This window comes from Mesorhizobium sp. J8 (assembly GCF_016591715.1).
Classification (GTDB): Bacteria; Pseudomonadota; Alphaproteobacteria; order Rhizobiales; family Rhizobiaceae; genus Mesorhizobium.
On record NZ_AP024109.1, the window covers coordinates 4,344,812 to 4,357,187 of the forward strand.

Here is a 12,376-nt window from a genome sequence, read left to right on the forward strand (position 1 = left end):
ACTCCTTGGAGAGTGAAATGAAACCGCTTTTTTCTTCCCTGAGATCCGGGCTTCTGGTCCTGGGCCTCGTTACCGGCGTCACCGCACCGTCGGTCGCCGGACCGATCCTGCAGCCCGATCTCAGCGTCGCAACGAATGCCGCTGCGCCGAACATCATTCCTGTGCGCGAGGGCTGGGCCGGCGGCAACAACAACGGCAGCTTCCAGGACTGGCGTTGGCGTAACCGCGGCGGCGACTTCAGATGGCGTGGCGGCGACCGTCGCTTCTCGCGCCACTGGGACGGCGGCCGATGGGACGGCGGCGGCGACTGGCGCTGGCGGCGGCACCACCACCGGCACTTCCGTGGCGGCGACGCGGCGCTCCTTGGGCTAGGCCTCGGCCTTGGCTTGGGTAGCCTCGCCTACGATAACTACTACGATCCGTACTACTACGATCCCTATCCGCGCTACGTCCAGCCGCGGCGCATCTACCGGACCGAGCGGCTGTCCAGCGCGCATGTCCGCTGGTGCTATGACCGCTACCGGTCGTATCGCGCCTGGGACAATACTTTCCAGCCCAACTACGGCCCGCGCCGGCAGTGCATCTCGCCCTATATCTGAGCTCCTCGACAGCAAGGATGAAACGGCGCCTATCGCGGGCGCCGTTTTATTTTGGCGCGACCTGCGCTCGCCATCGGCCGATATAACCCAAAATTCATCAGCGGCGGCTATTCATCCACGCAGATATCACCCAGTAGACGATTTGCGCGACGGAGTGCGAGACGTGCTCGCCATGGCCGAAAACGAACACAGGAACCAACACAGGCAACGCGTGCTGAAGGGCGCTGCGATCCTGACCGGCATCAACAATTCCGAAGTGAGATGCACCGTGCGCAACATGCATTCGAACGGCGCGGAGCTGAAAGTGCCGATCGACGCGCGCGTGCCGGACGAATTCCTGCTTTATGTGCCGGTCGACGGCATCGGCTACAAGGCGGTGGTGCGTTGGCGCCGCGAGGATCGCATCGGCGTCGAGTTCACCGGCACCGAGCCCAAGCCGCACTGGCACTACGGGTGAACCCCATCGACCGGCCTGGCTGGCAAAACAAAGCCGGCGGATTGCTCCGCCGGCTTTGATATTTGACACAAACTTCGCCTTAGCTTTTACCTTGTCGACCAGCTTGTTCTTGCCGATCACCCGCGCGACCGCAGGGCAAGCCCGAGGACGCGCAGGCACAAGACGTGGATCGCCTCAGTTCTTGGCTTTGTCGACCAGCTTGTTCTTGGCGATCCACGGCATCATGGCGCGCAGCTTGGCGCCAACCTCTTCGATCTGGTGGCCGTCATTCATGCGGCGGATGCCCTTGAAGCGCGACAGGCCGGCCCGGTATTCCTGCATCCATTCCGAAGTGAACTTGCCGGTCTGGATGTCCTTCAGGATGCGCTTCATCTCCGCCTTGGTCTCGGCGGTGATGATGCGCGGACCGGAGACATATTCGCCCCATTCGGCGGTGTTCGAGATCGAGTAGTTCATGTTGGCGATGCCGCCTTCATAGATCAGGTCGACGATCAGCTTCACCTCGTGCAGGCACTCGAAATAGGCCATTTCCGGGGCGTAACCGGCCTCCACCAGCGTCTCGAAACCGGCGCGGATCAGCTCGACCAGACCGCCGCACAGCACGACCTGCTCGCCGAAGAGATCGGTCTCGCATTCCTCGCGGAAATTGGTCTCGATGATGCCGGAGCGGCCGCCGCCGACGCCGCAGGCATAGGAAAGCGCGAGGTCGAGCGCGTTGCCCGAAGCGTCCTGGTTGACGGCGACCAGGCACGGCACGCCGCCGCCCTTCTGATATTCGCCGCGCACCGTGTGGCCCGGGCCCTTCGGCGCGATCATGACGACGTCGACCGAGGCCTTCGGCTCGATCAGGCCGAAATGCACGTTGAGGCCATGCGCGAAGGCGATCGCGGCACCGTCGCGGATGTTCGGCGCGATCTCGTTCTTGTAGATGTCGGCCTGCAATTCGTCGGGCGTCGCCATCATCATCAGGTCGGCCCATCTGGCGGCATCCGCCACGCTCATCACCTTGAGCCCGTCGGCCTCGACCTTCTTGGCGGTGGCGGAGCCAGCTTTCAGGCCGATGGCGATCTCCTTCACCCCGGAATCCTTCAGGTTCAGCGCATGCGCCCGGCCCTGGCTGCCATAGCCGATGATGGCGACCTTCTTGCCCTTGATGAGATTGAGGTCGGCATCACGATCGTAATAGACACGCATTTTGGTCTTCCTTCCCTTTTGAAGATCAGAGGGCCAGTGGCCCGGTTTTTGCCCCGAAGAGAGCGAGAAACTGTTGCGTCGCGCGGTGGGCATCGCCGCCGATCGTCGCCTCAGTCAATTCCACCCGGTCGCCGAGCAGCAGACGGATCTGCACGTCGCGACCGACCAGGCCGAAAAAGGTCCGGAACGCCGTCTCGGCGTCCTCGAAATCGAGCAGTCCGGCCTGCCGGCCGGCTTCAAGCACCGGCTTCAGTCGCCTGGCAAGCGCGAAGCGGCCATTCTGCAGCACGATTGCGCCGAGGTCATCCTTACCGGACCCGGCATGGCCGACCGCCACGCGGTTGAGGGCGATCGACGTATCGCTGGAGATGACCTTGAGCCAGTCGGAGGCGAAGCGTTCGAGGCTTGTCGTCAGCGACGCGAGGTCGAGCCCCTTGCGATCGACCGGTGTCACACGCACCTTCGAGGCCTGCCACTGCACCGTCGCCGTCAGCAGCCCGTCGCGGTCGCCGAACCATTTGTAAAGCGTTTCCTTGGAACAACTGGCCCGCCGCGCCACCGCGGTCATGGTGAGGTTGTCCCCCTCCTCGACCAGCAGGCGGAGCGCCGCGTCCAGAACGGCCTGTTGGCGTTCCGTCAGCGTTTCGCTTGTATCGATATCGGCGCCTGCCTGCAGCACGATCTTTTCCGCCCTTCCGGTCGCCCAGAGGCGTACCGTACGTTACGGTTCGGCTTATTGCGCATTCCGGTTTTCGATGCAAGAGGCAGCGACGAAAATCACGACGGCAGGCGCGGAAGATCTGTCGATCGGCGTTTCGGCCACTCTCCAAGGTACGCTATCTGCAATGCAAACAGAGCCGACCGGTCAAAATCCCCGTGCCGGGGAATTAATCGCTGGCCGGCGGATGCCGCAGTCGCCCGAGCAGAGCCGCCAGCGTTTTGAGTTCTTCGGCCGAAAGCCTGTCACCCATCAGTTCCGCTATCGAAGCGCCATAGACCGCCCAGACGCGGCGGCGCATCTCCCGGCCGCTTGCCGTGATGCGAACAGTCTGCCCGCGGCCGTCGTCGGAGACGGGCAGCTTTTCGACCAATCCATCGACTTCCAGCCGGGCCAACAGCCTTGAGACGCTGTACTGCGCCAACAACACGCGATCGATCAGTTCAAACGGCCGGAGCCCGCCCTCGCCCGCTTCGGCGAGCTCGTGGAGCACGTCATACCAGGCCAGCGGCGGCAGGCCGTTTGCCTTCAGCGCGTCCTCGGTCCTCTCGACCAGCTGGCGCGAGACACGCACGAGGCGTGCCCAGGCGGCGATGGCTTCGGGCGACGGGAATTTCTTCGTCATCGGCGCAGCCTAGTGGATAGATGCAGTTGCATCAAGCTTGACGATCGATGCATTTGCATCCATATAGATGCAATTGCATCGATAGGGAGTTCTCCGATGAAACATGAAATTTGCAAGATCGCCGATGTCCCCCAGACCGGCAGCCTGATCGCGCCCTTCTTTGGCCGCGAGGTCCATGTCTGGCGCAGCGGCGGGCGCATCCGCGCGGCGGCCAATGCCTGCCTGCATTTCGGCGGACCGCTGGACTGCAAGGACGGTGCTTTCGTCTGCCAATGGCATGGCGCGAAATTCGACATGGATAATGGCGAGCGTCTCGAAGGACCGGCACCGAAGGGATCCCGCCTGATGTTCCTGTCGACACGCGTCGAAGATGGCGCCCTGAACTATGTCTGGGGAGAGTGAGATGACCGCGAGCCTCACCCTCGTCAGCCATCACCTCTGCCCCTACGTCCAGCGCGCAGCGATCGCGCTCGCCGAGAAAGGCGTGGCGTTCGGGCGGGTCTATGTCGACCTTTCTGACAAGCCGGAATGGTTCAAAGCCGTCTCGCCGCTCGGCAAGGTACCGCTGCTCCGCGTCCGGCACGACGCTTCGGAGGAGGTGATCTTCGAATCCGCCGTCATCCTGGAATTCCTGGAGGAGACCGAGGCCAATCCCTTGCACCCGGCGGACCCGCTTACGCGAGCTAGGCATCGCGCATGGATCGAATTCGGCTCGGCCATCCTCAACGCCATCGGCCGCTTCTATTCGGCTACCGACGAAGCCGCTTTCCTCAATGAAATTAGAGGCTTGTCCGAGATGTTCGCGCGTTTGGAGGCGGAACTGTCGGCAAGGCAGAGCGGCTCATGGTTCGCCGGCGAGCGCTTCTCGCTGGTCGATGCCGTCTACGGGCCGATCTTCCGCTATTTCGACACCTTCGACTGCATCGGCGATTTCGGCATTCTCGACGGCAAGCCGCTCGTCCAGGCATGGCGCACGGCCTTGAACAGGCGGCAATCGGTCGAGGAGGCGGTCGGCGCGGACTATCCGCGGCGGCTGCATTCCTTCCTGCGGGCAAGGGGATCTTACCTGTCCGGGATCATCCGGCGGCAGGCCATTGACACTCCGCAAGCCCGATCCGCCTGAACGGATCGATCACGGTTCCCGCGACCATGGCGGCGAGGAATTGCGGCCCCGGCGGAATTCGCGCCAGTCCCGCCACCATACGGTCGCGGACGAAGGGCAAGGCCGCGGAGTCCGATTGATAGAACGGTGTCAGCGACAACGACAGCGCCTGGAAGACGCGCACGTGCCAACGGCGTGTGCTCGCATAAGTCTCCAACGCTTCATCGATGCTGTTCGTCCGCGCCAGTGCATGGCTGAGCGCGGCCGCGTCGAGCAGCGCCATGTTCGCGCCCTGCCCCAGCTGCGGGCTGGTCGAATGCGCGGCGTCGCCGATGACGGCAAGCCGCCGGCCGGCCGGTAGTTTCATCGTATGATGGCCGTAGCGCGCGAGCGAGAGCTGCTCGAAACTGTCGATCTGGCCGGTGAAAGCCTCGCACTCCGGCCAGACCGACACCACCCTCGCCTTCCATGCTTCGAGCCCCTCGGCCTTCACGCGTTCGGCGTCGATCGGCTTGAGGCTCCAGAAGAAAGCCGCCATGTCTTGCGCGCCGGGCTCCGGCCGGCCGATCGGCAGCACGCCGACCATGATGCTTGCCTTGTCGTAGCGCTGCAGCAGCGCGCTTTTGTCAAAACCATCCCGCCAACCGAGCGACGCCCAGAATGCGCCATAGGCGAGCGGTCGCGGCATCGCGGCATCGCCGAGATAGTGCCGCAATTTCGAGCGCGCCCCGCTGGCATCGACGATCAGGTCGAACGGTCCGAGCCGCCTGCCGTTGGCGCAGACCAGCGTCGCGCGCTCGGCTGTCTCCGGCGTCTCGACGTCGACATCGGTTTCGATGGCGATCGTTTCGCGCAAGGCGGCGCGGTGGAGCACGCCGAACAGCGCCGCGCGGTGGACCGCGAGGCCGAAGCGGCGGCCGCGCCGCGCGTCGTAGCGGACCTCGAGCACCGTGCGTCCGGTCTGCGCATCGGTGCCGTGCAGCCGTTCGATGCGGCTGCCAAGCGAAAGGATGTCGTCCAGCAGGCCGAGATCGGCGAGCACGGTCAGCCCGGTCGGTTGCAGGATGAGGCCGGAACCGACCGGCTTCGGTGCGTCGAAGCGCTCGAAAACGGTGACCTTGTGCCCGGCTCGCTTGAGGTAAAGCGCTGCCGCCAGCCCGGCCGGACCAGCGCCGGCAATCGCGATCTCGTAAGATTTGCCCATTGTCCCCAACCCGAACGGCGGGGACAATCCCGCGTGGAATGCGCCGGATCAAGCGGGCGCTTTGACGCTTATCGAGATATCAGCCTTGAGCGGCGTCGAAGGCGGCGCGCGCGTCGCGCACCGCGTCATGGTGGAGCTCGGCCCATTGAATGAGCTGTTGCAGGGGCAGGAACATCGAGCGCCCAAGATCGGTAAGGCTGTATTCGACGCTTGGCGGCTTGGTCGGGAAAACTTCGCGATGCACATAGCCGTCGCGTTGCAGCTCGTAGAGCGTCTGCGTCAGCATGCGCTGAGAGATGTCGGGAACCAGACGGCGCAGCTCACCGAAACGATAGGGCTTTTCGGCCAGCGCCATCACCAGGAGCGAGCTCCATTTGCCGCTGATGCCCTGGATGACGTCGCGGACCGGACAGTCGGCGAAATTGCCGCCGCCGGTCATGGCCTTATAGACCTCGAGCTTGGCCTTGAGATTGAAGATCTTGCTGTCCATCGCGACATCCGCTGATCGAAATTCGGCCGGCTGGGCTGGTTCCCTCGCCGTGCCTACCTCCCGAAAAACTGCCTTCTTTACGGCTTTCAGTCAATTCCTATTTTAGTGCTGGTCTCTTTTTGAGACTGCCAATTGATCCGCCCACGACGCAATTTTCAGGGACCCTCCCATGACCGAAACCCTCCTCGTCACCGGCGCCTCCGGCCAGCTTGGCCGCGCCGTCATCAATCACTTGCTGGACGCACAGAAAATTGCGCCCTCGAGCATCATCGCCGCTACCCCGAAAACCTCGCCGATCTGGCGGCGCGCGGCATCGCCGTCAGGGTTGCCGACTTCAACGACAGGACCTCGCTGGAGAAGGCATTTAAGGGCGCCGACCGCGTGCTAATCATCTCGACCAACGACCTCGACCTCAAGACGGGCCGGCGCCTGACGCAGCATGAGACGGCAGTGGCAGCAGCCAAGGCTGTGGGTGTTTCACACCTGCTTTACACGTCGATGCCCAATCCCGAGCCAGGCTCGCCGGTGCTGTTTGCCGGCGACCACTACGGCACCGAGCAGGCGATCAAGGCGAGTGGCATCCCTTACACGATCTTCCGCAACGGCTGGTATCAGGAGAACCTATTCATGTCGCTGCCGCACGCCATTTCGTCGGGCAAGTGGTACACGTCGGCCGCCGACGGGCGCATCGCCCACGGCGCGCGCGACGACATGGCGGCCGCCATCGCCGCCGGCCTCGCATCCGGCTCCAAGGAAAGCCACATCTACACGCTGACCGGCCCGCACGCCTACACGACAAACGAGATTGCGGCGCTGGTAAGCGAGGTAACCGGCAAGCCGCTGGAAGTCATCCAACTGCCGGACGAGGCGCTGACCGAGGGTGTCAAGGCGGCAGGCGTTCCCGAGGATTTCGCCCGCATCATCGTTTCATTCGATGTCAACACCCGCGCCGGCCGCATCGGCGAGGTGACCGATGCCGTCGAAAAGCTCTCGGGCCGCAAGCCGCGGACGCTGAAGCAGTTCCTCGAAGCGAACAAGACCGCCCTCCTCGGCTGAAAATCGGCGCAGCCGAGAGCGCTTCTCTCTCGGCTGCGCTTCACCTCGACCGTTTGCCTGTCTCCCCTCGACACTGCTCCGGCCGATGCGGCGCAGCCTGTCAGATCGCGACCTGCGTGCCGATCTCCACGACGCGTCCGGTCGGGATCTGGAAATATTCCGTCGCGTCCGCAGCCGTCTTGGCCAGGCCGATGAACAGCCTGTCCTGCCAGATCGGCATGCCGGAATTGGGCGAGGCCTTCAGCGAGCGCCGCGACAGGAAGAAGGATGTCGTCATGATGTCGAACTTCCAGCCCTGCTTGCGGCAGATCGCCAGGGCGCGCGGGATGTTGGGCTGCTCCATGTAGCCGAAGGTCAGCGTCACGCGCATGAACAGCTCGTTGACCGTCTCCAGCTTGACGCGCTCGCTGTCCGGCACCACCGGTTGCGGCGCCGTCACAACCGACAGGATGACGTTCTTCTCGTGCAGCACCTTGTAGTGCTTCAGGCTGTGCATCAGCGCCGTCGGCGCGCTCAGCGGATCGCTGGTCAGGAACACGGCGGTGCCCGACACCAGCTGCGGTTTTTTCTTCAGAAGATTCGCCGCCAGGAAATCGAGCGGGATCTCGTTGCGGCGGGTCTTGTCGAACAGGTAGCGACTGCCGCGCACCCAGGTCCACATGCCGAGGATGATGGCAAAGGCCACGGCCAGCGACGCCCAGCCGCCCTCGAACACCTTGACGATGTTGGAGGCGAAGAAGCCGACATCTATGAGCGCAAACATCGCCGTCAGGGCGACCGCCGGCCAGATGTTCCACTTCCAGATGCGGGTCATGACGATGAACAGCAGCGTCGTCGTCACCAGCATGTTGCCGGTAACCGAGATGCCGTAAGCCGAGGCGAGCTTGCTGGATTCGCCGAAGCCGACCACCAGCAGCATCACCACCAGCGCCAGCAGCATGTTGACACGCGGCATGTAAACCTGGCCGGACTGCTTTTCGGACGTATGCAGGATCTCGAGCCGCGGCAGCATATTGAGCTGCACGGCCTGCCGGGTCAGCGAGTAAGCGCCGGAGATCACCGCCTGGCTGGCGATGACCGTCGCCGCCGCCGCCAGCACCACCATCGGGATGAGCGCCCAGCCCTCGTTCATCTCGAAGAACGGATGGCCGACCGTGCCGCCCTTGGCAAGCACATAAGCGCCTTGCCCGGCATAATTCAAAAGCAGGCAGGGAAACACGATTGCAAGCCAGGCCAGAACGATCGGCTTGCGGCCGAAATGGCCGAGGTCGGCGTAAAGCGCCTCGGCGCCGGTGACAGCTAGGAACACCGCGCCGACAGTGACGAAGGACACGTCAGGCGAATTGATGAAGAAGGCCACGATGTAATGCGGGCTGATGGCCCACAGGATTTCGGGATCGTCGATGATGTGGTTGAGACCGGACAGGCCGATGGCGAGGAACCAGATTGCCGTCACCGGGCCGAAAACTAGGCCCACGCCGCCGGTGCCGAAGCGCTGCACCGCAAACAGCATCGCAAGGATCAAAAGCGTCAATGGCACGACATAGGGCTGGAAGGCAGGTGTGACGACGTTCATGCCTTCGACCGCCGACAGTACGGAGATGGCGGGCGTGATGACCGCGTCGCCGAAGAACAGCGATGCTCCCACGATGCCGATGCCGAGCACGATCGCCGAGCGCGTCGGGAAAGTCCCGCGCGCCAGCGCCATCAAGGACAGCACGCCGCCCTCGCCGCGGTTGTCGGCGCGCAGCACGAACATGATGTATTTGACGGTGACCGTTATGGTGAGCGACCAGATGATCAGCGACAGCACGCCCAGAATGTCGGCGCGATTGGCGACGTCGCCGCCCGAGGAAGCATGCAGCGCTTCGCGAAACGCGTAGATCGGGCTGGTGCCGATATCGCCATAGACGACGCCGAGCGCTCCCAGCATCAGCACCTTGGTGCTGTGCTGCTCGATTTCCGCATAGCCCGATTGGTCGGCGGATTCTGCGTCTGCACCACCATTGGCAAGGGCCATGGACGACACTCCGATAAAACGCGCGGTGCTCTACGCTTGCTGCAGTGCAATATCAAGTGCCCTGACGTGAGGGCTCCCATGCCGCCCACGCACGGCTTTCCGTTTACGGAACGGCCGGACCTCTGCGTCGGATGGAGATCGTCAGATCGCGACCTGCGTGCCGATCTCCACCACGCGTCCGGTGGGGATCTGGAAATACTCCGTCGCGTCGGCCGCCGTTCGCGCCAGGCTGATGAACAGCCGGTCCTGCCAGACCGGCATGCCGGAATTGGGCGAGGCCTTCAGCGAGCGCCGCGACAGGAAGAAGGATGTCGTCATGATGTCGAACTTCCAGCCCTGCTTGCGGCAGATGGCCAGGGCGCGCGGGATGTTGGGCTGCTCCATGTAGCCGAAGGTCAGCGTCACGCGCATGAACAGCTCATTGACCGTCTCCAGCTTGACGCGCTCGCTGTCCGGCACCACCGGCTGCGGCGCCGTCACCACTGACAGGATGACGTTCTTCTCGTGCAGCACCTTGTAGTGCTTCAGGCTGTGCATCAGCGCCGTCGGCGCGCTCAACGGATCGCTGGTCAGGAACACGGCGGTACCCGACACCAGCTGCGGTTTTTTCTTCAGAAGATTCGCCGCCAGGAAATCGAGTGGGATCTCGTTGCGGCGCGTCTTATCGAACAGGTAGCGACTGCCGCGGATCCAGGTCCACATGATCAGCCCCATAATCGAGGCGACCGTGATCGACACCCAGCCGCCTTCGACGATCTTGACGACATTGGCCGAGAAGAAGCCGAGATCGATGACGCCGAACAGCATCGCGAGCGCCAATGCCAGCGCCAGCTGCCATTTCCAGAGCCAGCGCATGACGACGAACAGTAGCACCGTCGTCATCAGCATCTCGCCGGTCACCGAAATGCCGTAGGCGGAGGCAAGCGCGCTCGAGCTGCCGAAGCCGACGACCAGAAGCATCACGCCGAGCGCGACCAGCAGGTTGACCCTCGGCATGTAAATCTGGCCGCTCTGCATCTCGGAGGTGTGCTGCACCTCGATGCGGGGCAGAAGATTGAGCTGCACCGCCTGTCTTGTCAGCGAGAAGGCGCCGGAGATGACGGCCTGGCTGGCAATGACCGTTGCCGCGGTCGCGAGGCCGACCATCGGCACCAGCGCCCATTCCGGCAGCATCTGGAAGAACGGGTTGGTGGGCTTGCCGCCATGCGAGAGCACGAACGCGCCCTGCCCGAAATAATTCAAGAGCAGGCAAGGGAACACGATTGCAAACCAGGCCATGACGATCGGCTTGCGGCCGAAATGGCCAAGGTCGACGTAAAGCGCCTCGGCTCCGGTCACCGCCAGGAACACGGCGCCGACGGTGACGAAGGCGCCTGTCGGCGTGGTGGCCAGGTAATAGATCGCGTAGTACGGGTTGATCGCGAGGAAGACGGACGGATCGTCGACGATATGATAGAGGCCGGCCGCGCCGATCGCCACGAACCATGTCGCGGTCACGGGTCCGAACACCGCCGCCACCTTGCCCGTGCCGAAGCGCTGCACGGCGAAAAGCACCGCCAGGATCATCAGCGTGATCGGCACCACATAGGCATCGAGCGCCGGCGTGACGACCTCCAGGCCCTCGACCGCCGACAGCACCGAGATCGCCGGCGTGATGATCGAATCGCCGAAGAACAGCGCCGCCCCGCAAAGGCCGATCACCAGGATAAGCCGTGAGCCAGGCGGATAGGCGCTGCGAGCCAGCGACATCAGCGACAGCGTGCCGCCCTCGCCCTTGTTGTCGGCCCTGAGCACGAAGGCGACATATTTGATCGTCACGATGATGGTGAGCGCCCAGACGATCAGCGACAAAACGCCCAGCACATCGTGGCGGGCGACAGAGCTCGACGAGGCATGCAGCGCCTCGCGGAAGGCGTAGATCGGGCTCGTGCCGATGTCGCCATAGACGACGCCCAGCGCGCCGAGCATGAGCACCTTGGTGCTGTGCTGCCGTTCGGTTTCGGCATGGCCCGACCGTTCGAGGGATTCCGTTTCGCTGCCGTTGGCTAGCACCATGAACCCCACTTTACCGGATTCGTCGCGTTCTGAGGTCGCCGCGATGCGCGGGACGCACCAAGACTGTCGAAACTACTCAAGGTCCCCTACCATCCGCAGGCCTTCAAGAACCGCCCGACCGTGCCGGCCATGCCATACTCCAGCGCATCCGCTGTCAACCCATGTCCGATCGATACTTCGGCCAATGCCGGGATGCGTTTGGCCAATGCCGGCAGGTTCTTCACCGTCAGATCGTGGCCGGCATTGACGCCGAGTCCGGCCTTGAATGCGGCGTCGGCGGTTTTTCCCAGTCTTTCCAGTTCTTTCGCCGCCTTTGCGGAATCGGAATGGAAACCTCCATACGGCCCGGTATAGAGCTCGATGCGGTCGGCGCCGGTGTCGCGCGCCGCGTTGACCCCGTCCGGGTCGGCATCCGAAAACAGCGACACACGGAAGCCGCCCTTCTTCAACCGCTTGACGATCGGAGTGAGGAACGCCGCCTGGGCGACGAAGTTCCAGCCATGATCGGAGGTTGCCTGTGCCGGATCGTCCGGCACCAGCGTCACCTGCTCGGGCTGGTTCTTCTCGACGAGGGCCAGGAAATCCTCGGTCGGATAGCCCTCGATGTTGAACTCCGCGGACGGAAACTCGTCGTCGATCAGCGCCCTGATCTCGGGCAGGTCGGAATGCCTGGTATGCCGCTCGTCGGGCCTCGGATGCACCGTCAGCCCATGCGCGCCGGCGGCAAGCGCGATGCGACCAAGCCCGGTGACGCTTGGCCATGGCAGATCGCGACGATTGCGCAGCATGGCGATGGCGTTGAGGTTGACCGAGAGCTTGGCGGGCATGAGCTGGGTCCAGTGGATCGGCGGGCATC

General features: G+C 63.6%; 12 protein-coding genes and 1 pseudogene. 5 read left to right on the plus strand and 8 right to left on the minus strand.

Annotated elements, in window-relative coordinates; translation table 11 throughout:
• Positions 1 to 17 precede the first annotated feature (17 nt).
• Both MJ8_RS20880 and MJ8_RS20885 read left to right on the plus strand, forming a co-directional pair.
• Positions 18 to 599: a BA14K family protein gene (locus MJ8_RS20880; RefSeq protein ID WP_201410636.1), complete on the plus strand. Its 582-nt coding sequence runs from the start codon at positions 18 to 20 to the stop codon at positions 597 to 599.
• A gap of 172 nt (positions 600 to 771) precedes the next feature.
• On the plus strand, positions 772 to 1,056 hold the full coding sequence (locus tag MJ8_RS20885; RefSeq protein WP_041008222.1) for a PilZ domain-containing protein: 285 nt from the start codon (positions 772 to 774) through the stop codon (positions 1,054 to 1,056).
• A 174-nt stretch (positions 1,057 to 1,230) separates the two neighbouring features.
• Here MJ8_RS20885 and ilvC read toward each other — a convergent pair whose 3' ends face one another.
• From ilvC to MJ8_RS20900, 3 genes are all read right to left on the minus strand, one after another.
• Entirely contained in the window at positions 1,231 to 2,250 is a 1,020-nt protein-coding gene (ilvC, locus tag MJ8_RS20890; RefSeq protein ID WP_201410637.1) for a ketol-acid reductoisomerase, read from the minus strand.
• A gap of 25 nt (positions 2,251 to 2,275) precedes the next feature.
• The gene (locus MJ8_RS20895; protein ID WP_412177121.1) at positions 2,276 to 2,926 is read right to left on the minus strand and encodes a TetR/AcrR family transcriptional regulator; all 651 of its coding nucleotides are present in this window, start codon (positions 2,924 to 2,926) and stop codon (positions 2,276 to 2,278) included.
• A 211-nt stretch (positions 2,927 to 3,137) separates the two neighbouring features.
• A complete protein-coding gene (locus MJ8_RS20900; protein WP_201410639.1) occupies positions 3,138 to 3,593 on the minus strand; it encodes a MarR family winged helix-turn-helix transcriptional regulator in 456 nt (151 codons plus the stop codon).
• Between the two features lie 96 nt (positions 3,594 to 3,689).
• Here MJ8_RS20900 and MJ8_RS20905 point away from each other — a divergent pair, with 96 nt between their 5' ends.
• Both MJ8_RS20905 and MJ8_RS20910 read left to right on the plus strand, forming a co-directional pair.
• A complete protein-coding gene (locus tag MJ8_RS20905; RefSeq protein WP_201410640.1) occupies positions 3,690 to 3,995 on the plus strand; it encodes a Rieske (2Fe-2S) protein in 306 nt (101 codons plus the stop codon).
• A 1-nt stretch (position 3,996) separates the two neighbouring features.
• Positions 3,997 to 4,716 carry a glutathione S-transferase family protein gene (locus MJ8_RS20910; RefSeq protein ID WP_201410641.1) on the plus strand — a complete coding sequence of 240 codons (720 nt, stop codon included), beginning with the start codon at positions 3,997 to 3,999 and terminating at the stop codon, positions 4,714 to 4,716.
• Here MJ8_RS20910 and MJ8_RS20915 read toward each other — a convergent pair.
• Complete coding sequence (locus MJ8_RS20915) at positions 4,670 to 5,899, minus strand: FAD-dependent oxidoreductase (protein WP_201410642.1); 1,230 nt, start codon at positions 5,897 to 5,899, stop codon at positions 4,670 to 4,672. The two genes, MJ8_RS20910 and MJ8_RS20915, sit on opposite strands and share 47 nt — an antisense overlap.
• A 79-nt stretch (positions 5,900 to 5,978) precedes the next feature.
• On the minus strand, positions 5,979 to 6,389 hold the full coding sequence (locus tag MJ8_RS20920; RefSeq protein ID WP_201410643.1) for a winged helix-turn-helix transcriptional regulator: 411 nt from the start codon (positions 6,387 to 6,389) through the stop codon (positions 5,979 to 5,981).
• 169 nt (positions 6,390 to 6,558) lie between these two features.
• Between MJ8_RS20920 and MJ8_RS20925 the strand changes: the two are divergent.
• Positions 6,559 to 7,445: pseudogene (locus tag MJ8_RS20925) on the plus strand (SDR family oxidoreductase).
• Positions 7,446 to 7,545: 100 nt separating this feature from the next.
• On the opposite strand, the gene MJ8_RS20930 reads toward MJ8_RS20925, so the two are convergent.
• From MJ8_RS20930 to MJ8_RS20940, 3 genes are all read right to left on the minus strand, one after another.
• The gene (locus tag MJ8_RS20930) at positions 7,546 to 9,465 is read right to left on the minus strand and encodes a potassium transporter Kup (protein WP_201410644.1); all 1,920 of its coding nucleotides are present in this window, start codon (positions 9,463 to 9,465) and stop codon (positions 7,546 to 7,548) included.
• A gap of 141 nt (positions 9,466 to 9,606) precedes the next feature.
• A complete protein-coding gene (locus MJ8_RS20935; RefSeq protein ID WP_201410645.1) occupies positions 9,607 to 11,520 on the minus strand; it encodes a potassium transporter Kup in 1,914 nt (637 codons plus the stop codon).
• A gap of 86 nt (positions 11,521 to 11,606) precedes the next feature.
• Entirely contained in the window at positions 11,607 to 12,347 is a 741-nt protein-coding gene (locus MJ8_RS20940; protein WP_201410646.1) for a pyridoxine 5'-phosphate synthase, read from the minus strand.
• Positions 12,348 to 12,376: the final 29 nt, after the last annotated feature.